This window comes from Terrihalobacillus insolitus, assembly GCF_028416575.1.
GTDB classification, from domain to species: domain Bacteria; phylum Bacillota; class Bacilli; order Bacillales; family Amphibacillaceae; genus Terrihalobacillus; species Terrihalobacillus insolitus.
In genome coordinates, this window is record NZ_JAMQKB010000007.1 from 57,637 (window position 1) to 80,144 (window position 22,508).

The 22,508-nt window shown below is 38.3% G+C and carries 21 protein-coding genes, 1 tRNA gene and 2 riboswitches; of the genes, 14 read left to right on the plus strand and 8 right to left on the minus strand.

What is annotated here, in order from left to right; all coding sequences use genetic code 11:
• Positions 1 to 14 precede the first annotated feature (14 nt).
• Positions 15 to 1,085: a DmpA family aminopeptidase gene (locus tag NC797_RS08790; protein ID WP_272436407.1), complete on the minus strand. Its 1,071-nt coding sequence runs from the start codon at positions 1,083 to 1,085 to the stop codon at positions 15 to 17.
• A 298-nt stretch (positions 1,086 to 1,383) separates the two neighbouring features.
• On the opposite strand from NC797_RS08790, the gene NC797_RS08795 reads away from it, so the two are divergent.
• The gene (locus tag NC797_RS08795) at positions 1,384 to 2,622 is read left to right on the plus strand and encodes an MDR family MFS transporter (protein ID WP_272436408.1); all 1,239 of its coding nucleotides are present in this window, start codon (positions 1,384 to 1,386) and stop codon (positions 2,620 to 2,622) included.
• Positions 2,623 to 2,734: 112 nt separating this feature from the next.
• Positions 2,735 to 3,784: a DUF3231 family protein gene (locus NC797_RS08800; protein ID WP_272436409.1), complete on the plus strand. Its 1,050-nt coding sequence runs from the start codon at positions 2,735 to 2,737 to the stop codon at positions 3,782 to 3,784.
• 242 nt (positions 3,785 to 4,026) lie between these two features.
• Here the strand turns inward: NC797_RS08800 and NC797_RS08805 are convergent, their stop codons facing one another.
• Positions 4,027 to 4,626: a biotin transporter BioY gene (locus NC797_RS08805; RefSeq protein ID WP_272436410.1), complete on the minus strand. Its 600-nt coding sequence runs from the start codon at positions 4,624 to 4,626 to the stop codon at positions 4,027 to 4,029.
• 254 nt (positions 4,627 to 4,880) lie between these two features.
• Positions 4,881 to 4,964: riboswitch (cyclic di-GMP riboswitch) on the plus strand.
• A gap of 76 nt (positions 4,965 to 5,040) precedes the next feature.
• On the opposite strand from NC797_RS08805, the gene NC797_RS08810 reads away from it, so the two are divergent.
• On the plus strand, positions 5,041 to 6,330 hold the full coding sequence (locus NC797_RS08810; protein WP_272436411.1) for a DUF5667 domain-containing protein: 1,290 nt from the start codon (positions 5,041 to 5,043) through the stop codon (positions 6,328 to 6,330).
• A gap of 547 nt (positions 6,331 to 6,877) precedes the next feature.
• Positions 6,878 to 7,765, plus strand: coding sequence for a DMT family transporter (locus NC797_RS08815; protein ID WP_272436412.1), 888 nt, complete (start codon positions 6,878 to 6,880; stop codon positions 7,763 to 7,765).
• A gap of 90 nt (positions 7,766 to 7,855) precedes the next feature.
• On the opposite strand, the gene dat is transcribed toward NC797_RS08815, so the two are convergent.
• On the minus strand, positions 7,856 to 8,731 hold the full coding sequence (gene dat, locus NC797_RS08820; RefSeq protein ID WP_272436413.1) for a D-amino-acid transaminase: 876 nt from the start codon (positions 8,729 to 8,731) through the stop codon (positions 7,856 to 7,858).
• 450 nt (positions 8,732 to 9,181) lie between these two features.
• On the opposite strand from dat, the gene NC797_RS08825 reads away from it, so the two are divergent.
• The 8 genes from NC797_RS08825 to NC797_RS08860 all read left to right on the plus strand — a co-directional run bounded on the left by NC797_RS08825 (position 9,182) and on the right by NC797_RS08860 (position 15,714).
• Positions 9,182 to 9,255 (plus strand) — tRNA-Gly (locus NC797_RS08825).
• A 177-nt stretch (positions 9,256 to 9,432) separates the two neighbouring features.
• A complete protein-coding gene (locus NC797_RS08830; protein ID WP_272436414.1) occupies positions 9,433 to 11,145 on the plus strand; it encodes an ABC-ATPase domain-containing protein in 1,713 nt (570 codons plus the stop codon).
• A 44-nt stretch (positions 11,146 to 11,189) separates the two neighbouring features.
• Positions 11,190 to 12,338: a tRNA epoxyqueuosine(34) reductase QueG gene (queG, locus tag NC797_RS08835; protein ID WP_272436415.1), complete on the plus strand. Its 1,149-nt coding sequence runs from the start codon at positions 11,190 to 11,192 to the stop codon at positions 12,336 to 12,338.
• 156 nt (positions 12,339 to 12,494) lie between these two features.
• The gene (locus NC797_RS08840; protein ID WP_272436416.1) at positions 12,495 to 13,025 is read left to right on the plus strand and encodes a methylated-DNA--[protein]-cysteine S-methyltransferase; all 531 of its coding nucleotides are present in this window, start codon (positions 12,495 to 12,497) and stop codon (positions 13,023 to 13,025) included.
• A gap of 159 nt (positions 13,026 to 13,184) precedes the next feature.
• Positions 13,185 to 14,045 carry an amidase domain-containing protein gene (locus NC797_RS08845; RefSeq protein WP_272436417.1) on the plus strand — a complete coding sequence of 287 codons (861 nt, stop codon included), beginning with the start codon at positions 13,185 to 13,187 and terminating at the stop codon, positions 14,043 to 14,045.
• Positions 14,046 to 14,166: 121 nt separating this feature from the next.
• A complete protein-coding gene (gene trmL, locus NC797_RS08850; protein WP_272436418.1) occupies positions 14,167 to 14,640 on the plus strand; it encodes a tRNA (uridine(34)/cytosine(34)/5-carboxymethylaminomethyluridine(34)-2'-O)-methyltransferase TrmL in 474 nt (157 codons plus the stop codon).
• A 280-nt stretch (positions 14,641 to 14,920) separates the two neighbouring features.
• Positions 14,921 to 15,011: riboswitch (cyclic di-GMP riboswitch) on the plus strand.
• 26 nt (positions 15,012 to 15,037) lie between these two features.
• Positions 15,038 to 15,178: an anti-repressor SinI family protein gene (locus NC797_RS08855; protein ID WP_272436419.1), complete on the plus strand. Its 141-nt coding sequence runs from the start codon at positions 15,038 to 15,040 to the stop codon at positions 15,176 to 15,178.
• 182 nt (positions 15,179 to 15,360) lie between these two features.
• A complete protein-coding gene (locus tag NC797_RS08860) occupies positions 15,361 to 15,714 on the plus strand; it encodes a helix-turn-helix domain-containing protein (protein ID WP_272436420.1) in 354 nt (117 codons plus the stop codon).
• Between the two features lie 99 nt (positions 15,715 to 15,813).
• Here NC797_RS08860 and NC797_RS08865 read toward each other — a convergent pair whose 3' ends face one another.
• From NC797_RS08865 to tapA, 5 genes are all read right to left on the minus strand, one after another.
• Positions 15,814 to 16,449 (minus strand): class D sortase, encoded by a 636-nt coding sequence (locus NC797_RS08865; protein WP_272436421.1) that lies wholly within the window; start codon positions 16,447 to 16,449, stop codon positions 15,814 to 15,816.
• Complete coding sequence (locus NC797_RS08870) at positions 16,446 to 17,114, minus strand: LPXTG cell wall anchor domain-containing protein (protein WP_272436422.1); 669 nt, start codon at positions 17,112 to 17,114, stop codon at positions 16,446 to 16,448. Before NC797_RS08870 ends, NC797_RS08865 begins: the two co-directional genes overlap by 4 nt.
• Positions 17,115 to 17,165: 51 nt before the next feature.
• Positions 17,166 to 17,972, minus strand: a complete 807-nt coding sequence (locus tag NC797_RS08875) for a TasA family protein (RefSeq protein WP_272436423.1) — start codon at positions 17,970 to 17,972, stop codon at positions 17,166 to 17,168.
• 89 nt (positions 17,973 to 18,061) lie between these two features.
• Positions 18,062 to 18,646, minus strand: a complete 585-nt coding sequence (gene sipW / locus NC797_RS08880) for a signal peptidase I SipW (protein ID WP_272436424.1) — start codon at positions 18,644 to 18,646, stop codon at positions 18,062 to 18,064.
• The gene (tapA, locus tag NC797_RS08885; protein ID WP_272436425.1) at positions 18,630 to 19,550 is read right to left on the minus strand and encodes an amyloid fiber anchoring/assembly protein TapA; all 921 of its coding nucleotides are present in this window, start codon (positions 19,548 to 19,550) and stop codon (positions 18,630 to 18,632) included. The genes sipW and tapA overlap by 17 nt, the downstream gene beginning before the upstream one ends.
• 572 nt (positions 19,551 to 20,122) lie before the next feature.
• On the opposite strand from tapA, the gene NC797_RS08890 reads away from it, so the two are divergent.
• Together NC797_RS08890 and NC797_RS08895 are read left to right on the plus strand one after the other, a co-directional pair.
• The gene (locus NC797_RS08890; protein ID WP_272436426.1) at positions 20,123 to 20,383 is read left to right on the plus strand and encodes a hypothetical protein; all 261 of its coding nucleotides are present in this window, start codon (positions 20,123 to 20,125) and stop codon (positions 20,381 to 20,383) included.
• A gap of 210 nt (positions 20,384 to 20,593) precedes the next feature.
• Complete coding sequence (locus NC797_RS08895) at positions 20,594 to 22,489, plus strand: PrkA family serine protein kinase (RefSeq protein ID WP_272436427.1); 1,896 nt, start codon at positions 20,594 to 20,596, stop codon at positions 22,487 to 22,489.
• Positions 22,490 to 22,508 lie beyond the last annotated feature (19 nt).

Genomic DNA, 22,508 nt, shown 5'->3' on the forward strand with positions numbered 1-22,508 from the left:
GGCCTTATCTAGGACTATGTTAATGAAATGTTATATTTATCAATTAAATCTTTAAACGCAGGTCTCTCGTTTCCGTCTCGGCCTACAACGTGAGTAGCGGTTACGAATGAGTTCAAAACAGCTTCTTCGGTAGCTTCTCCAACTGCTCGAAATGCTAAATCCATATCTTCCTCATGGAGCATGGAAACGGATAGACATTGATTCGGCTTATCATGAGGGATTTTTGTAGCCGTTGAAAAGCCAATGGCAATTTCACCACTACCATTTGTCATTATGGAACCAGTACGGGATAAACCAGTTACCGTCCGTTTTAAAATGCGGTTTAGCTGTCGCTCTGAAACGGGAAGGTCTGTTGCAACGATCATCATAATAGAGCCTTTATCTTTTGCTTCATCTGTTTCGAGGATCGCGTCTTTTACCTCATGTCCGACAGCCTTTCCATTGATATTTAGGTCACTTAAGATCCCGAAATTTGACAGTACTAAAACCCCCATCGTATATGTGCCATGTTCCATCTTCAAGCGTCTGGATGCGGTGCCAATTCCACCTTTTAATGAATAGCAAAGCATTCCTGTACCTGCCCCAATCGTTCCTTCTTTACATTCAATTGAAGTATTTTTGAGCGCTCGCAGAACATGTTCCTTTTTTATATGGTTCCCTCTTATGTCGTTTAGTAGCATGTCATTACATTCGCCTACAATTGGATTAACGGTGCCAGTTGTTATGCCAATCTCAGGATTATGTTCTAACATGTAGCCAATCAATGCATCCGCAGCTATTCCGACACTTAACGTATTTGTTAAAATTATTGGAGTCTCTAATGTGCCTAATTCTTGCATTTGAATGGTTCCGATTGTTTTTCCGAATCCATTAATGACGTGGCTTGAAGCAATTAGTTTTTCTTTGAATAAATTTCCTTGATGAGGTAGGATGGCTGTTACACCTGTCTGGATCCCTTTCTCTTTGTCGCTAAGTGTCACATGCCCCACCGTAACGCCTTCTACATCTGTTATAGCGTTGTATTGTCCCGTATCTAATCGTCCAATTTTCACTCCATAATCTCTGATTCGTTTTTGAATATCCATAAAAACACCTTTCTTCCTCGATTATTTCATCAGTGAATTGAATTGTATCTTACATTGTACCACTGAAAGTCGAAAATGGGGTTTATAAAAAAGGTAGTTTTCGGCTGGTGTAAAACAGTACTAAGTTGTAGGGAATCTCATTCTCTAGACCGTGTTTTATTCGGACTGCTTTCGTGTAAAATTTTGATAGTTCTTATTCAAAGTTTGTGTTACAATCCCGATCTAGTGTGAACTTACTTATGTACGATTATTAAAACTCACAAGAAACTTGTTATAACAGCACAAAGGAGGGGAGCTTTTGAGCCGATTTAGAGACTATCACATGAATATAAAAATAAGGATCGTCCAGATTTTCTTTTCTGATTTGGTTGCTGGGGCCATTTTTCCATTTATGGCTATCTATTTTTCGGAATATTATGGATCAAAATTAACAGGAATCCTATTGCTTGTTAACGTTATCATTGGGCTTGTCGTCGGACTATATGGTGGGTATTATGCAGACAGAACGGGCAGAAAGAAATTAATGGTTATTGCTGGGATTATACGAATGGTTGCTTTTATTATTATGGCACTTGCTAATTCACCGATACTCACTTCTCCAGGATTAACCTTTTTAATGGCATTGTTAGTAGGTGTATCACTTGGTTTAGACGGGCCAGCAGCAGATGCAATGGTGATCGATATCACCAAGCCGTCAGAACGTAAAGGAGTATATTCCTTGATCTATTGGAGCTTTAATTTAGCTTTTGCAGTTGGAGGCATTATAGGTGCCTTGACATTTGAAAACTACCTATTTGAACTGTTACTTATACTTTCATTTACTAGTTTTCTAGCAAATATTTTAGTAATCATTTTCATCGAAGAAACATTAATGAAAAAAGAAACGATGAAACAAAAAAGCGTGATTTTCAACATGTTAAAAAGTTACAAAGAAGTTGCGGGGGACAAACTATTTATTTATTTTGTACTGGCGGGATTGTTCATTCAATCGATTGAAAATCAAATGGAAAATTATATCGGGATTCGATTAAACCAAGAAATGCCAACACAATCTCTTTTCTTTTTTGACGTATCAGGTGTAGAGATGTTAGGTTTTTTGAAATCTGAAAACACCATTATTGTTGTTCTGCTAACCGTATTAATCACACGGTGGGTATCCAAACTAAAGGAAGAACGTGCTTTTCTATCATCCATTTTTGTGTTTACCATCGGTTATGTAGCGATTAGCTATGTGAATAATGTGTGGTTATTATTTATTTTTATGGCAATCGCCACTGTTGGAGAGTTAATGAGAGTACCTATACAACAGGACTTTTTGGCAAGTATTCCAACGGATGATAAAAGAAGTTCCTATATGGCTGTCTACGGCATGGTTTTTTACGGATCGATGATGTTAAGCTCCATTTTTGTCTCACTAGGAGCTATATTTAATAATGAGACAATGTCAGTTCTTATACTAATTTCTGGTATGATCGGCATGATTATGATCAAAAGGATATTACCCGATTTGAAAAAAAGAAGGCAGTTACAATCATAATAATTACAGCTTGAAGCCAATGTTACGGCATACGATTTTAAAATCGGTAATATTTTCAAGGGAATCTACAAATACTAATCATATTGTACTAAGTCTTAAGGAGGTATTTGTAGTGGATAAACATACATCAAAAGATGAGGGTATCGGTTTAAAGAAAATGAAGGAACACCAGCAAAATAGAAAATTAGTTTCATCAGAGTTAGGCGATTTATTTGCTAATTATCTAGGTGATTCCTTATATGCGTGTGTGTTTGAACACCACCTTCAAGTCGTCGAGGATGATGAAGTCAAGGATTTTATACAGCTCGCTTTAGATAAATCCAAAAAACATATTCGAATCATAGCGGAAATATATAAAAAAGAAGGTATACCAGTACCAGAAGGGTTCGGAGAGCAGGACATTAGAAAAGATGCGCCACGCCTTTTTGGTGATTTATTTATGGTTTTTTATATTACCGAAATGGCAAGAGCTGGTTTAGTAACATATGGGAGCGCATTTTCCACTTCTTATCGGCAGGATATTGTTGATTATTTCAAAAGCCGGATTAATGAGACAATTGAAATCTATATAAAGGGTAGTGAGCTATTACTTTCGAAAGGAGTAGATATTTCCTCGCCGACTATTCCTTACCCAAAGAAGGTGGATTTCGTTGATAAAGATTCATTCGTATCATTAATTGCAGGGAAATCTAGGCCATTAACAGCACTTGAGATCAAACACTTACAAATAAATATCAACACGAATACACTTGGAAAAGCAATGATGTTAGCTTTTAGTCAAGTTGCTTCCTCTGAGAAAGTTAAAAAATACTTTAAAGAAGGAGTAAAAGTAGCAACCAATCAAATGGAGCAGTTAAGTACTTATTTAATGAAAGATAATTTACCGGTTCCACAAGCGGTGGATGAACATGTTACGGATTCTACAATCGCACCATTTTCTGACAAGCTTATGCTATACCATACATCTCTTGCCAATGCGATCGGTATCCAAAATTATGGGATGGCCATTTCTAAAATGATGCGTCACGATATACATGCACAGATGGCTCTTCTTTCTGCACAAATAGCGAAATACGCAAACGAAGGTCTGTATATTACGATAAATCGAGGCTGGTTAGAGGAACCTCCAACAGCAGCAGATCGAGAAGAACTTGCCAAATAACCTTCTGAAAATGATCATTCGACATGAGGACAACAGTGGAACGGAATAGTGGTGTTTCAAGCTGAAATAAAATGAACCAATAAGGGGAATGATTACCCTAATGGAATGGAACAGGGAGTATAGTAATGCATCATAGAAGGGCGGCCTCCACTAAAGAACCGCCTTTCTATGATACCAAATTGATAGCTTAATCCAATTTCATCTACATCTGCTTCAGACCTCAACATAAAACGTGATGTTCATTATGCAGCTTTTTGCATTCTAAATTGACTTTTTGAAAGAATGGTGCGCTCCATTCGATGAGCGAAGATACCTGCTAGTACAGCTAAAATGATATCTTTAGGTAGAGGAACCATCATCCATGCCCATGCAAGCTGGTACGAAAAACCTTCTGGAGCACCACCAAACCACCATATATAGGCGCCGTACATCCAGTTGGTTCCGACTACATAATTGATGACGAGTCCAATAATGGATGCTGTAATATACATGGGAAGGCCTCGGTTTACTTCTACCATTTTTCCAATTACGTAAGCTAGAATAATAAAAGATAAAATAAATCCAAAGGTTGGGGATAATGCGATCGATGCTCCGCCCTTAAACTGAGCAAATATAGGTGCACCAGCCAAACCAAGTACCATATAGACAAACATGGAGAAGGCTCCCAACCTACTTCCTAATACAAGCCCAGCTAATATCGCAAAAAACGTTTGGAGCGTAATTGGAACTCCACCAACAACCATAAAAGGTGCAATGGAAGTAATGTTTGCACCTACAGTCATTAAAGCAACGAATAGGCCACCCATTGTTAAGTCAAGGGCAGACCATTTTTTCTTATTCATTCTGTGTTCCTCCCTCATAATCTCTTGTAACTATTAAAATAGCAGAGTGGGTCGTCTATTGTCAACTAGTACATTTAATGGTTAACAATTAAGTTTGAAAACAATGGACCCTATTTCAATCGGGATGGGTAATATGCCTAATTGTTCATTTTCTATTTAACTAAAAAATTTCAAAAAATAGTTCACTTTTTGTCTAAGTGTGGTATATTTTATATAAGTATATTTGCAGTGGGGACAAGGGTTAAGTTGTTCGCATTTGTAAAAGGCAAATCTATTGAAAAGTAGAGACGCAAAGCCTCAGACCTAAGGTGTTTTACTAAGGTGGCTGGGCCGCTGAAGAATGTAGATTGACTTTTATACATAAGTTCATTCTAATTCTTCCACAAAATAAAAAATGTTTTGGGAGGTTTTTTAATGTCGAAAAGCACGATGACCCGTAATCCGTTCTACAATGTCCTTTTAATTGTTGTTGTAGCTGCATTTTTTCTGTTCGCATTTGGACTTGGTCAAGCAAATGCGGAATCTGACGGAAGTGTAGAAGACCAAGTTGTCACAGACGATGGAACTACAGAAGTAGATGACTCCATAGCGGATGATGACCAAGTTTCAGATGAACAATCAAAAGATGATTTAAATGAACAACCGTCTTCATTACCAGGTGATTTCTTTTATTTTTTTAAGAAGTTAAAAGAAAATATTCAATTGGCTCTAACGTTTGATGAGGTAAAGGATGCAGCTTTGTTAGCTGAATTTGCGGATGAACGTATTAGAGAAGCAGAAGCTTTACTTGCAAACGGAGAAGATGAGCTTGCTGAGGAAACGCTTGAAAGAGCGATTAAGCAGCAAGAAGATGCGCTTGAGCGTTACGAAGCAGGAGATACAAAAGAATCTTTAGAAAATGATGGGGAAGCTGTATCGGATGAAACGTCGGATGACACTTTGGATCAAGTAAGAGCAGCTTTAGAAGCTAAATTTTCAGATAATATGGCATCATTGACCAGAGCCTTAGAGCAGGTGACAAATCCAGTTGCCAAAGAAGCTCTATCAAAGAATATAGTGAAGGCGCAGGAAAAATTGGCAAAGAAGATAGAAGAGAGATTTGTTAAGATAGAACAGAAAAAACAAGAAGCCGAAGAAAAACTAGCTGCTGGAGAAATCGATCAAGAGGAATATGATGAGGAAATTGCCGAGTTAGAGGAAGAACTAGTAGAAGAAACAGAAGAGTTAGAGGAAGAAAAGAATGGGTTAGCTGTCGCTTCAAGCAAGGCAAATAGACAAGGAAAAGTTCAAAGCCGAGCAGTGCCAAATATGGATGACGACTCTGATGAAGATGCGGATGATGATTCTGGTGAAGATGAAGACAATAGTGTAGATGTTGAAGATGAGGATCGTCAAGAAGAGGCAACATCCAAAGCTAACAAAAAGCAAGTAGAGGCAGAAGAAAAAGCGCTAGAAAAACAAGAAAAAGCTCGTGAAAAAGCTCGTGAAAAAGCAAAAGAACAACAAGAAGAACTAGATGAGAAAAAGGCAGAAGAAGCAAAGAAGCAAGCGGTCGCTCGTAGGAAGGGCGATGATGATAAAAAGCAAGATCAAAATGAAAGTGAAGATGAAGAAATAGAAGCCCAAGATGATCAAGAGGATGGTGACTCTGAATCAGACGAGGGTCAAGATGACGAAAGTGAAGACGAAGAAAATGAGGAGTAATACGAAAGAAAGAGCTTGGGTTTCAAGCTCTTTTTGTTTTGCACTTTAAGAAAGTATAAAGTTTTGAAGGATTAAAGTATAAGAAAAACTTCGGTACTTGCTATAAGACGAGGCGAGTGCCGAGTTTTTCTAAAAATAGAAAGGACCTTTGTACACGAACTTAACCAATTGAAGTATTACTCCATCGAGAAATAACACATATCAGTTAAAGTAAAGCATATACATCTGAAAGTTGTGACAACAGCAGAGTGTTGCTAATCCCAAAACAAAATAGTAGGAAAAAAAGGGGAGATACTGATAGGATAATACTATTATCAGAGGATGTTCAAGAAGTCACTAAATGAGGTTGTTCAAAAAGTCGCCAAATGATAAGCGGCGCATCTCTTCGTTGGCTTGTTTTTCCGTTACTCACGTATTAAAAGCATACGTTCCGTTACTCAAAACTACGCCGCCTCGACCTGCTTGCTTCTAATTTGCCGACTTTTTGAACACACACTAAATGAGGTTTTGAACATGCACTTTAATAGAATCATAAGGTGGGACAGTTATGAATCGAGTGCTTTATGCAGCTCTTGTCGTGTTAACCACAGCGTTAATGGGTTCTTCGTTTGCGATTGGGAAAATAGGTTTGGCCTATGTGTCACCCCTTTTATTGGTTGCATTTCGATTTACTATAGCTGGTGTGCTTATGGCAAGTATTGTATGGCTTTTGAAAAGAGAACATCCAAAAACAATGCGTCATTGGTTACAAATAGGGATTATCGGTTTGTTTCAAACTTCAGGCGTTATGGGCAGTATTTTTGTTAGCCTACGGACGATCACTGCTGGCGAATCGTCTATCTTAACGTTTATGAATCCATTATTAGTCGTTATTTTCGGCACTGTTTTTTTACAATTACGCTACAAAATCCATCAATGGGCTGGTGTTTTACTCGGATTTATTGGTGTCTTTATTACCTTTGGAGCACAGATAAATTTTAAAGTTGGCACCATTTTAGGATTTCTTTCTGCTGTGTCGTGGGCAATTGGAACCTTATTAATAAAAACGTGGGGACAAACATTTGATACTTGGGTATTAACCGCATATCAGATGCTTTTTGGGGGTCTTATACTTTTTGGGAGCAGTTTTTTATTAGAAGATCCGTTTTTTAATGTGACTCTACCTTCGCTTTCCATTTTAATGTGGCTCGCCATTATGGCATCCATTGTCCAATTTGCAGGGTGGTTTTATCTCCTCCAAATTGGGGATCCAGGTAAAACAAGTGCTTTCTTGTTTTTGGCCCCTTTTTTTGGTGTGCTTTCAGGGTGGATCATGTTAGGTGAAAGCATACAATGGTATGTGATGTTAGGCGGCGTATTTATCTTTAGTGGTATTTTTCTTGTGAATTGGACCAGTAAAAAAATGAGGGCTCGTCAAAGAAGCGAACAGCAGTAGTAAGGCCGTTTCATTACTACAAATACTAAGCCCGATATAAATCAAAACAACAACTGTTCCCAAAGTGTAGGAGAACAGTTGTTGTAGCCATTATTGGACTTGGAAAATTGAAGCGTCTTGTTCGATTTTTGCATCCTGTTCATATGCTTTTTGTAAAGAAATAGTTTTTGTTCCTGGTTTTCCATCCTGCACTTGTTTATGATCAATCGAAATAATTGGCATCACTTCAGCATTACTACTTGTTAAAAATACCTCATCAGCTGTTTGTAAATCTTCCAGTGTAAAAGCCTCTTCAATAAGAGGAATGTTTAGATTCTGAGCAAGTGTTTTTACTTTAGATCTTACACAACCGTGTAAAATGTTGTTCGTTTCTGGATGCGTGTAAATTTTTCCGTCTTTTACAATATAGACATTAGAAGAACTACACTCTGTTACTTTTTCTTTCCGATGTAGGATTGCCTCGAAACAGTTTTGTTCCTTTGCTTCCTGTTTAGCGAGAATATTTGGAAGTAAGTTCAAGCTTTTAATGTAACAATTTTGCCATCGTTCGTCCTCCTGCGTAATAACGGATACACCATTTTTTAACTCTGTCAAAGGTCGAGGCAGGTCTTGAACATATGCATAAAAATTAGGTTCTGTATCAGGGAAGACGTGATCTCGGGCAGCTGATCCTCTCGTGATTTGGAGATATACCTTTGCATCACCCTTCACATCATTTATCTCTAACAGCTCCGCTAGCTTATGATAAACCTGCTCTTTGTTATAGGGAACGGTTAATTTAATTGCTGCAGCAGAGCGGAAGAGCCTCTCTACATGCTCTGTCAGCAAATAGTAATCCCCATGGTAAATTCGAATTACTTCATAAATACCATCCCCAAACTGTAATCCTCTTTCTTCGTAGGGATAGGTTAACAGATCTTTGTCTACAAAACCGTGTTGCGTTAGTATTTTTCGATGCACTGTCACAACAATACTCCTCCTTATCACTGTCCATATTCTATCTCAAAATATGTGCTTTATTATATCAGAATATTCAGGTTCATCATATGTATTTTTGTAAAAAAGGTTGCTGTTATTTAATTGGGACTCGAATCAAACATTTTTATTTTTAAAAAACGACAAAAAATGATAATTTGGTATTGCTTCTATTTTACTAGGTTGTTATAATAATAAACATCGTCATCAACGAACAAAAGAAACTTCCACTGAATAATCTAGAAGATGCAGGAACAGGAACTTATAATGAGCGTTCACCAATGTTTGCTATATAAATGTGCGGGTGTAGTTTAGTGACGAGCAAAGCATCCACCGAATCATCTACGAGTTGTTCCGAAGCATATACATCCCTGAATAATCTAGAAGATGCAGGAACAGGAATTTATAATGAGCGTTCACCAATGTTTGCTATATAAATGTGCGGGTGTAGTTTAGTGGTAAAACCTCAGCCTTCCAAGCTGATGTCGAGGGTTCGATTCCCTTCACCCGCTCCATACATACGTGTATCAACGCAGTGTTTCGTTTTAAAAGTAACGAAGCATTGCGTTTTTTATGTTTTCATGGAACATGCCATAAGGACACGGAGGAAAGCGCCCATTTTCTAACGCTTGAAAATGCTACGAAAAAGGATGTATTCTATAAAAGGAATCCAAGCATGGAGAGGTGTTAAAATGAAAGTACTACAAAGGAAATTACAGCAAATAGATGGTAAAAGTTATAAAGCATATAAATCGATACAAGGTAGGTATTCGTTTCACCAATACGAACTTATAATTGACTACGTTCAAGGTGATCCTTTTGCATCGCCATCTAAGATTCGAATTATTGTTCCAGATGCGTATCGAAAAATAGAAAAAGATTGGAAAAAAGATAAATATCGCAAGGTTTACGTTGAAGATAAATTAGCTCGTAGTGTTGCTTTAGCCATTCATAAAAATAACATTTATACAAAGGGTTCTGGAAAAAGCGGAATGATTGCAATAGATGCACCAGGGCAAGAGATTCTAGAACGGACAGCGGTTACGCTTGATCCTGAACATATAACAGTTTGCCTGTCGATAGGATTGCCAGCAAACGGCCGGAAAATTAATGGTAAAGAAGCAGAAAAACTTTTCTTTTCTGCACTTCCATCGATTTTAGAAAACAGTATTTATTCAATTAAAGATGAAACACTAGAAAAAGCAGCACAACTTGCGGACCAGCAGCAATCCATCCGTCAGAAAATGAAAGAAAATAATTGGATAGCATTTATTGCAGATGGAGCCATCCTGCCGAGAGAAAGTGGTGTAAGTAATCGTCCATTAGAAGAAGCGATAGCCTTTAAAAGTCCTGCTGAAAACAGGGTATCCATTACAATTCCGCATAGAACCGAACCCATTACCGGGATGGCATTAGAAAAAGGAATTGTCTTAATTGTAGGTGGGGGGTACCATGGAAAAAGTACCCTGTTGAATGCGATCGAACGTGGCGTGTATCATCATATTCATGGGGATGGCCGTGAATTTGTCTTAACAGATCCTAATGCTGTAAAAGTAAGAGCAGAGGATGGCAGACAGGTAACAGCCGTAAACATTTCTCCCTTTATAAACGACTTACCACATAAACAGGATACAAATCATTTCACAACCGAGAATGCAAGTGGAAGTACCTCACAAGCAGCAAATGTTGTGGAAGCACTTGAGGTCGGTGCAACGACGATTTTGATTGATGAAGATACGAGTGCGACGAATTTTATGATTCGAGACCAACGTATGCAGAAACTCGTTGCCAATGAAAAAGAACCGATTACACCGTTTATTGATAAGATTGATCAACTGAAAAAAGACTTAGACGTCTCCACGATCTTGGTTATGGGTGGTTCTGGAGATTACTTCGATGTAGCCGACCAGGTTATTATGATGGATAACTACGAACCGCATAACGTCACCGATAAAGCAAAAGAAATCACTAAAAAATTATCGTATCAAAGGGATGTCTCACAAACAAAATCATTTGGTGTTCTACCAAATCGTCAGTTTCACCCAGAAAGTTTTCAAACAACTAAGGGGAAAAAGACGAAGGTACAAGCGAAAGGAAGAACTACTATTTTAATGGGGAGAACAGATATATCACTCCAATACGTAGAACAATTAGTTGATGCGTCCCAAACACAGATGATTGCAGAAATGATTCGCTTTTTAGATCAACAAGGCACATTAAAAAAAGGGTATGCATTGGCAGATCTTCTGGATGAAATAGAAGAGCAAATAGATCAACAAGGATTAGGTTCATTTGCGCGATTTCCGAGCCAACATCCTGGTGATTTGGCAAGGCCGAGGCGGTTTGAAATTGCTGCAACTTTAAATCGCTTGAGAACCGCAAAAGTAAAAGACTTATCTTCTTGATCGTGTTACTTTAGTACATTCTGAACAGAGAAAGGAGGCGCAAAATGGAAGTAGAGCAGCTTAAACAAGAAATCATCGACTATGGAAAACAGATTGGAATAGACAAAATAGGATTTGCGTCTGTTGATGTATTCTCTGAACTAAAAGCAAGGTTAAAGCGACAAGAGGAGCTTTCTTATAAATCTGGATTTGAAAAAGGAAGTTTAGAAGAACGCACAAATCCAGCTAAAATGCTGCCAGAAGCCCAATCGATTATTTCGATTGCGCTTGCTTATCCGTCAAGGCTGAAGGATGCACCGAAAAGTACGAAAACAGATCGAAGGGGTCTTTTTTGTAGAGCTTCATGGGGAAAAGACTATCATCACATTTTAAGGGAAAAGCTCGAGCAATTAGCTACTTTTATTGGGGATAGGGTATATGCCTTTCACTACAAGTCCATGGTCGATACAGGGGAATTGTCGGATCGTGCTGTTGCCGAGCGAGCAGGCATCGGTTTCAGCGGAAAAAACTGTGCAATCATCACACCTGAATTTGGATCCTATGTCTACCTTGGAGAAATGATCACCAATATTCCGTTCCCTCCTGATTCACCCGTGGAAGATAGCTGTGGAGATTGTACGAAATGTATAGATGCCTGTCCGACAGGAGCACTTGTACAAGGAGGGCAGCTGAATGCCCAAAAATGTATCGCATTTTTAACACAAACGAAAGGGTTTCTACCTGATCAATATCGATCAAAAATTGGTAATCGATTATATGGTTGTGATACGTGCCAGCTCGTATGTCCGAAAAACCGTAATATGAACTTCCACTTACATCCTGAGATGGAGCCTGATCCAGAGGTGGTGAAGCCAAAGTTAAAGCCTTTATTAAAAATGTCGAACCGAGAATTCAAAGGAAAATTTGGGGATATCTCAGGTTCATGGCGTGGCAAAAAGCCGATTCAACGCAATGCGATTATTGCACTGGCACATTATAAGGATGAGAGTGCAGTCGGTGATTTGATCGATGTGATGAATGATGATCCACGTCCTGTTATTCGTGGTACAGCAGCATGGGCACTTGGGAAAATTGGAACAAATGCTGCAGTGAAGGCTGTTCAGACTGCCAAGAAGAGAGAAAATAACGAAGACGTGCTTTTGGAGATGGAAAAAGGGCTCAACTATTATAACTCTTCAACCGACAGCAATTAGAGTTACCAATCAAAGTACAATAATGATCTCCATATCGATGAAAAAGATCACTGCCAAATTGACTTAATATGACAAATGCGCAGAAATTATAGTCTGAAATCTTTTTTTGTCTAATTGTTTCTAGAAAAATAGGAAAAAAGAAAAAAGGAGTAGTTTATGACGAAACGTTCCTTTCTATATTATGATGAGTTGGAAACGCCTGTAGGAACAATGACAATGATTAGAACGGATGAAGGTCTTTGTCGGTTAGATTTTGGTAGTTTGAGAGATTTGTCATCCGCATTAATCCCATGGAAAAAGAGGTATTTTCTTTTTGGTGAGTTTAAGCAGGATCCTGAAAGACTAGAACCTATTAATACACAATTAAGGGAGTATTTTGATCAACAAAGGAAAACATTTTCAATTCCTTTTGATCTATATGGAACCCCGTTTCAACAAAGAGTGTGGAATGTTCTCTTTTCACATATTCCTTATGGAGAAACGCAGTCCTATAAAGATGTTGCACATAAGATCCAATCGCCAAAAGCGGTCCGTGCAGTAGGGGGAGCCATTAACAAAAACCCCATTGCTATAATTGTGCCGTGTCACCGTGTGATTGGTAGCAATGGTTCATTGGTAGGCTACAATGGTGGGTTGAATAAAAAAGAATACTTGCTCAAATTAGAAAATGCCCTAGTGAAAGGTTAATCACTAAGGGCATTTTCTATGCTTGAAGAAGGTCGTACACGCCTAAAAGCGATATCCATCTGATTACAGTATATCGATCAACAATTAGGCTAGGTAACCATTCTTTTTTTCATTTTACCGACTTCATCTCATATATTTATAGGAAAGGGGTGAAGAAAAATGGATTTGTCCAATCAGATTGGGTACTATTGGCAGCGATTATTAGAAGAAAGTCGTGATTCCAGTTCAGACACATGGATTTTACATAAAAAAAAGCTTCATGAAACAAGGGGGAACCGCGTGCCCAAAATAATGGGCAGTGGTGACGTGTTTCGGAAAATGAAGGTAGGTGTTCATGAAACAAAAATCCAATATCAACTAGGTGTTACTTTTCTAGTGAAACAAGGCGATCATTATTATCATGAACAAGAAGAACGAACACACGAAGCACTGTTTTATAAAGGGAAGTTCATTGAAGATAACGTGTTCCCAATCGAAGAACAAGTGGACGACGTACCAGTTATAGAGCCTATTGACAGAGAGGCGAGCTTTGAGTCTCGATTTGAATACGATCGACGGGCAGCTGTTCAGTATGCAGAACGTTGGTGGAATAGCTATAATCCTAATTACAAGCAATTTGATGTAGATTGTACTAATTATATTTCGCAATGCTTATATGCAGGTGGTGCTCCGATGAGAGGAGCACCAAGTCGATCAACTGGATGGTGGTATCAGCAGGAAAATTGGAGCTATAGTTGGGCAGTGGCACATTCTTTGCGGTGGTATTTGAGTGGATCCAATCAAGGATTAAAAGGTAAAGAGGTAGAAGATCCTAAAACACTACAACCAGGTGATGTCATTTGCTATGACTTTGAAGGAGATGGCCGATTTGATCACAGTACGATCGTTGTTGCCAAGGATAAGTCTGAAATGCCGCTAGTTAATGCACACACAACGAATAGCAGGCATCGTTATTGGTCATATGAAGATTCACCCGCATACACAGAGGACACACTATACAAATTTTTTCGGATAGGTTAATAAAGTATCCTATATCAAATGAAATGACACTTTTTGCAAAATGCAAACAAATCGAGATTTGTTTGCGCTAATATAAGATATGCTATAATAGCAAAGTTACTACATATATGAGGTGAAAAGAGTGGCTATACACGTTGTACTATACCAACCAGAAATCCCTGCTAATACAGGGAATATTGCCCGCACCTGTTTGGCAACAAATAGTGTGCTTCATTTAATTCGACCACTTGGTTTTTCTACAGAGGATAAAATGCTGCGTCGAGCAGGACTTGATTACTGGCAGGACGTAAATGTTCAGTACCACGATTCCCTAGAAGAAGTGTATGCACAATATCCTGATGGCGATTTTTATTATATAGAAAATTTTGGTACAAAGTATTATACGGATTATGACTATAGCAATCATTTAATGGATCTCTTCTTTGTTTTTGGTCGGGAAACAAACGGCATACCGAAAGAATTGTTAATTGGAAAGGAAGAAAAATGTTTAAGGATTCACATGGCGGACAATGTACGATCTTTAAATTTGTCCAATACAGCAGCTATTATTGTATATGAAGCATTGAGGCAGCAAGGATTTCTATGTTTGAAGTGAATTTGACTCCGCAAGTAACGTTGCTACGCATCTGCTTGCCCCCGACAGGCTGATCAGGGGTTTGACACAGGGACGTTGCGTTCTTAAGTTGACCTTCTAATGAATCGACATTTTGAACACGCACTATAAGTAAACTTGAATGATATAGAATAGAATTTTGTTGATAAAAAGGTGGGTACTTGAACAAATTACGACAGACTATGCACATAATTAGTAGTATGATAAATAAGCCAAACGTACTAGTGCATAATACTTATTTTTAGGAAACCATATAGTACCCTTCAGATAAAGGCAAACCTCGCTGAAAAGCAGGGACGCAAAATCACAGGTCTACGGCGGTAAGTGCTGGCTACGGCGGCTGGATTTCCTGGAAACAAAATTTTGCAGGGGGAGAAGCATGGTTATTGAAACGGGGGAAAGAATTGACAAGGAATGGGTGGGTTTAATCTTAACTGCAAAAAAAATCGGATTGACACCTGAAGAAATCCACAGCTATCTTCAGCAAGCATCAACGTCCAATCAAGAGTCTAGCAAGTAGAAGTAACTATTTTGACCGTGTCACTTCTACTTGCTTTGCCTTTTCCGTATCTGTTCATTTTACAGAACGATCATAACCTTGTATAATAAAAGTAAAGGTGAGACAATCGCATTGTTAGGGATTGCAAGCAAATATTCCTGGTGTTGTAGCCGTGTATAAATAACAAAAATGAGGGATGTCGTGTGATTGGTGAAAGAGTGAAAATACACCGTTTAGAAAAGGGGCTATCATTATCCGAACTTGCCGAACGAGCTAGTGTGGCAAAATCTTACCTCAGCTCTATTGAACGCAATATCCAATCAAATCCCTCCATACAATTTCTTGAAAAGGTCGCTTCTGTTTTAGATATACCTATTGAAGCGCTTCTTATTGATCAAGATACTGTGGAAACGAACAACCTGGATCCTGAATGGGAAAATCTTGTTCGTGAAGCTATGAATTCAGGCGTAAGCAAAGAACAATTCCGCGAATTTTTAGAATTTAATAGATGGCGAATTAAAAAAAGTAACAGCCCCTTCTCGCAAAAAAATCCATAAAAGTGCGTGTTTAAAAAGTCGCCGCTTATCATTTGGTCACTTTTTGAACATCCTCTAAAAAAATGCGAAAGCCTCCTTTTACATAAAGGGAGGCTCATTTTATAATCTTGCTTGAACAATCAATCGTTTGGTAGGGTTTTTCATCGGTTCGCACGTGATCAGTGTGATCGTCCGTTCCTTTTCCTTTCTTTTTAATACGGAGACATCGGTTGGTTCGACGATAAATGTATCATAAACAGTGAATGTATACGTGCGTTTCTGCGTGTTAATAACAATTTTATCGCCTGCTTCCAATTCATTTAAGCGATTAAATTGTTTACCATATGTGTAGCTACGATGGGCGGCAATCCCTGTGTTTCCAGTAGCGACATCAAGCGGTTGGGTTCCTTCTAGTCTACCGGCAGCAACTTTTAAATTGTCAAGGTTGGCACCGTTTAAAATAGGAATTTCCAAATCAATTTTAGTAATAGACAATGTACCTATTAGTTCATCGTTAGTAGCAAATTCCTTAGAATCTGCGCTCACGAACTTCCTTTCCTGATCCGCGGGAATTTGTTCTAAGCCAAGAGAACGCGTTTTAACAGTCTCTTCTTCCAGTGCATCTTGACTTAAGGAGATCAGTTGCCATTGTTCTAGCAATTTCATTTCCTGGAAAGAACTATACGCGCGGTTCAAGAACGGGTACATCATTGTTGTTAATCCCAAAAGAACCAGAGTGACTGCGATAATTCTCATAGCCCCTTTCTCCTGTTAAACAGCCAGAGTGAAAGTGCATTTCGCTCACGATACAGCACTGCTCCCGTTACGGCAATCACCAAACCAGTCATGTAAAAAATCATTGGATTGATTTCGCCGGTCTTTGGTAACACAGAACCAAAGCCTGATGCATCCTCAGTAGGCGTACTCCCATCTGGTGTTATACCCCCTCCGCTTTCAGGGGCAGTATCAACACGGAAAATAAGTTGGAATTGCGTTGCAAGACCTTGAAATTCATTGCCTGATTCAAACGGAAACTCGACATTAAATGTCAATTGCTCTTCGCTCGATTGGAAGAGTTCCCTAGCATCCAGCCCTGTGAATCCACTTAACGAACCATCATAAAGTATACCTTTATTATCCGTGACCTGTAACAATAGCTCATCATATAATTTCTTTGAACCATTAGTATACTCCGCTTTTGTCATATAATTGAAATCAACATTTCCACCATTTTTGATCGTAATTATTCGAGAGGTGACATCACCTGGTTTCATATTACGAACATCTAATACAACGTTAGATGGAGAAGTGATAAGGTCAATTTCAGGAGTATTTCCTTCTGCTCCTATGGATCCAACTGGTAAAAAGACAATCAGTATTAACATGATAACGCAATAAAAGGAAATAAAATTCCTATTCACAAGGATCACCTCATATGTTAAAAAAAGGCGGGCTATCCCCGCCTTTTAATATTAGTTTGAATTTGCTTCTTCGTTAACTTCAAGATAGCCGTTATTTTGAGTTTGCTCCGTATTCAAACCTTCCCATTGAGTTGCTTCAAATTCTAAGTTAAGATCAATGGAGTCGCCTTGATATTTGTTTTGTGTAAATTCATTATAAGCAGGTGATTCTGTATCCGTGATCCTTGTTTGATCATCGATCATAGAAATTTTAATTTCCACAACTTCATAGTCTCTTGGGTCTGCTGGAAGTCCGTTGTAATCAGGTGATTGTGTATTTGTAGGTGCAAGGTTAATTCTGGTAACATTACCATTTGCACCTGTTTCAAATTCACCACCGCTTGGAAGGTTAGTACCTTCAACCAAGTCTCTTAATGTTACATTATCACCACTATTAATAATATCAAATGGAGCACCAAGGTTGCCGCCTTCAACACCCGTTCTCAAGATTTCCACTTTGAATTGGTCAAGGAATGCTAATGCATCGTTATCTGTTTGACCATGCTCGTCAACGAATTCGTTTGTGCCATTGAGAAAGTTAGATTGTGCAACATCCATCCATACTTCCTTGATTGCCAATGAACCATCGTTTGAAAGTTTGAATGAGCGTAACATTTGATCTCCTGGTTTTAAATTGCTGAGATCAAAATTCAAAAGTTCCGTGTTACCTGCACTTAATCCAAGATCCAAAGTTCCAGCAGCGAAACTGTTATCTAAGGTTTCGACATCGTTGAACGCTGCCCAAGTTCCTCCCCCCACAAGTGATAACCCTAAAGCTGCTGATGCAACCCCAAGACCCAACTTCTTTTTAATACTCATTACGTATTCCTCCCTTTAGCTTTGCACCCTTTTGGGTATGTTATATATTTTTGAACCCTTATGTTTCCATAAGGAATGTCAAACTTTTATCATTTTTGCTCGATTTGTTCATTAGCCCCCGCAGAGTGTCTGTTGGCTTTTGCATCAAGCACTTTCAATGCGCTCCATATTGAGAATCCTGAATAGAGTAAGAGGAGCACACCAGGAATGAATAAAACGAGGGCAGTACCTTTTGGCGATTTTATAAATTCGATAAAATAACCGAGATATGGAATCGTAAAGCCACTATACTTTGCGACAACATTTTGCGAGAGAACAGGATTGAAGTCAGGGTTTTCGTTGTTGTCGCCTTTTGTGATGTATTGCATTTGTTTCCCGCTGCCACGAACTTCATAAATTCGGTGAGTGACTAATTGATTGTTTGATTGCATAAATGTGATAACATCACCTTTTTTAAATTTTGTGGTTTCACCTGTTAGATTTACAGCAATGACTGAACCAGTTTGAAACGTTGGTGCCATTGACCCAGACATGACGGTCTTTAATTGATAACCGAAAAAGCTTGGTTCTCCACTAGAAGCTTTCGTTGAAATCACGATAAATGCCATTACTATAAGAAGTGCGAATAACAAGCCTGTTAAAAGATTACTCATATGCTTAAGTGTCGCTTTCATTGAAACTGTCACCACCTTGTTCAGACTGTGTTTGCTGTTCTGCTTGATTGTTTGTGTCACTGCTTTTCGTTTGGTCTGAATTTTGATTTGTTTCTTGACTATCTTCTGATTGTGACTGTTCGGTGACCTGATTTGTTGGCTCGTTGGTTTGTGGTGTACGTTGGTCGGTTTGTTTCGCTTGCGTTGTGTCTGTATCTTCAGTTTGTTTTGCAGGATCTTGGGTTGTATTCTCTGACTCGATTTGTGGTGTACTTTGTTTTGATGTGTTATCACTCTTATTTAACTGGTTAACTGATTCTGGATTCGATTCTACGGTGGTATTTGTTGGTTCTTCGGTCTCAAGTGGTTGAAGTGCTGGTGTCTTTTCTTGTACTTTTATACAACTTTTTCCGTCAAACTGGATTTGTTCGCTCCAAAGTTCTCCTTGTCCAGGATGCTCTGGGCGCTGGTACGCTTTAAACATGTAATTTCCTAGTTTCTCCGGTAAGTAAGTAATGGTGAATTCCTTGCCCGAACCAAGCGCAGGTACGGAGCCCTCTGCAACTATCTCACCGTTTTTTGGATTGCTTTTTTCTATCCAATACAATTCATATGGAACTGGACCTTTCATTGCTCTGGAGTCGTCACCGTTTTGAATCACAGCGTAAATGGAATTTTCTTCGCATTTGACACCTTGCTGAATAAATGAAAGGGAACTTTTATCCCATCCTCCCTCTGGGTAAAAACCGTTGGATGCTGTTAACGGGAAGGAAAGTCTCTCGATGTCATTGAAGTTCGCATTCGTTGGGGAAGTAACTTGAATAATAAATAGGATCCCCAAGGAGTAAACGGCAATCATCTGTAAGATTAGTAGCCTTTTCAGCCTTTTCTTCTTTTTAAATCTGGATAGGCGGCTTCTTCTCATCTTTGAGCCTCCTTATTCGTTATTCGAAACATTCCGTTCTTATTAAAGAACTAACAATCAGATTATATAACGAACAAATATAATTTAAAAACCCTAAATTATAGCCGTATTGTTCTATTTATAGAACAAAAACGGTTGTTTTCTCAATTTTCCTTTGTTTTCTGTACTTTTTTGTTTTTAATCATTTTTGTTCTTTTTAGTGAAACCTTATAATGGAGATCTCTTTTTGTACTGCGGTTGGAAACGATACGGAGGAGATGGGGATGATAGACACAAAAATAAAAACGTCAGCTGCTTACGGCTGACGTTTTAGAATTATTTCTTTTTTGGTTTTCCTGGTTTCACTTCGTATCCAGAAGTGAAAATAGAGGTGAGAAATACGATTGTAACACCTAACAATAATGCTAACTTCATGGGAGTGCCCTCCTTTATGTACCAAGCCTTATTTTATTTTTTATTATACCCAATTTTTCTTCTCATGTGAAATAAATCTGATCAAATAATTAAATTGCCAAAAATAATTTACTCTAAGTTCTATCATGGTATAATAAAAAGAAAAGGGGGAAAGAAAAGTGACAGATGAACGTTTTGATAAATTGTTAACTGTAATGTTAGAAGTAAAAGATATTGTTGGGAGTTTAGAAAACAGAATTGGAAAAATAGAGAACAGAATTGAAAACTTAGAAAGCAGAATTGAGAACTTAGAAGAAGGTCAACGTGAAATGAATGGAAAGCTGGACAGGCTTGAGAACAATATTGAACTGCTTGCTCATAAAGTTTGGAATAATGAAAAGGATATTTTTCGTTTGAAAAGGGTATATGGATTAGAATAATAAACCTCTTAAATTTCACAAATCCATATACCTAGTTTATTCTTCAACTCCACGTTTTACCTCTCATCTTAAGAATATCAACCCTACATTAACATTCACATTAATTTTCAAAAAGACAATATCGTTTAGACGTTATTCATCATCGACCACTAAAGGGCATACAGTGTATTAATTCCCTTTTTTCTAATTTCACCACAGGAGGTCGTTCTGATGGATATTTTGCAGAAGGTTCAAGGCTTTCGTCAAGAACAGGAAAAGCTACAATGGGAGGGTACCTTAGCTGATTATTTGGAACTATTAAAAGAACGTCCTTATTTGGCGCAGTCCGCCCATTCTAGAGTTTATAACATGATTAAACATGGTGGCATTGAAGAAGATGAAACAGGAAAGAACTACAAGTTTTTTGACCATGAGCTTTATGGACTGGAAGAGGCGCTAGAAAGGTTAGTTGAGGAATACTTTCACCCAGCTGCTAGAAGACTTGATGTTAAAAAGAGAATTTTACTTTTAATGGGTCCTGTCAGCGGTGGGAAATCTACACTTGTAACTTTGCTGAAAAAAGGTCTTGAAAAATACACGTACACGGATGAGGGTGCTGTTTATGCTATAAAAGGCTGCCCAATGCATGAAGATCCACTACACTTAATTCCTGAACATTTGCGTACAGACTTTGAAGAGGATTTCGGTATCCGAATTGAAGGAAATTTGTCCCCATTAAACCGCATGCGCCTAGAGAAAGAATACGGTGGAAGAATTGAAGATGTTGAAGTGGAGCGGATATTTTTTTCCGAGGACAAACGAACAGGGATTGGAACATTTAGTCCTTCCGATCCTAAGTCACAAGATATTGCAGATTTGACAGGTTCGATTGATTTTTCAACAATAGCGGAATATGGATCAGAATCAGATCCTCGTGCCTATCGATTCGACGGAGAATTGAACAAGGCGAATCGCGGTATCATGGAATTTCAGGAAATGTTGAAATGTGATGAAAAGTTTCTATGGCACTTATTGTCGCTCACACAAGAAGGAAATTTCAAAGCTGGTAGATTTGCACTAATATCTGCAGATGAACTCATTATTGCTCACACAAACGAAGCGGAATACAAGTCCTTTATTTCCAACAAAAAGAACGAAGCACTACACTCGCGAATGATCGTAATGCCCGTTCCATATAACTTACGTATTAGCCAAGAAGAACGAATATATGAAAAAATGATTCGAGAAAGTGATATCAAAGATGTGCATATTGCCCCCCATACTCTAAAAGTTGCCGCAATGTTCACCATTTTAACCCGTCTCAAGGAATCCAACCGCGCCAACATTAGTTTATTAAAGAAAATGTATTTGTATGATGGTCAGAATGTAGAAGGTTTTAGTGACGCTGATTTACAAGAATTGAAAAATGAGTATAGTGATGAAGGAATGAGCGGAATTGATCCCCGTTACGTAATTAACAGAATTTCTTCCACGATCATCAAAAAGGAAATGACTTCAATTAATGCTCTTGATGTGCTGCGCTCCCTAAAAGATGGGTTAGATAGTCACCCGTCTATTACAAAAGAGGATAAGGAACAATACTTGAATTTCATTTCTGTTGCGAGAAAAGAATATGACGAATTAGCTAAAAAAGAAGTTCAGAAAGCATTTGTTTACTCATACGAGGAATCCGCAAAAACATTAATGGACAATTATTTAGATAATGTTGAGGCATTCTGTAACAAAACAAAGCTTCACGACCCGTTAACTGGTGATGAAATGCTGCCAGACGAAAAGCTAATGCGTTCGATAGAAGAACAAATCGGAATTTCTGAAAATGCGAAAAAAGCTTTTCGCGAAGAAATATTAATTCGCATTTCCGCATATGCCCGTAAAGGAAAGAAATTTGATTACCAGTCCCATGAACGCCTAAGAGAAGCAATACAAAAAAAACTTTTTGCAGACCTAAAAGACATAGTGAAAATTACGACTTCAACAAAAACGCCAGATGAACAACAGTTGAAAAAAATGAATGAAGTAATTGCAACGTTGGTAGACGAATACGGATATACGTCGAGTTCAGCAAACGAATTACTCCGATATGTTGGAAGTTTGTTAAATCGATAGAAAAAAGCCTTGGCTTTAT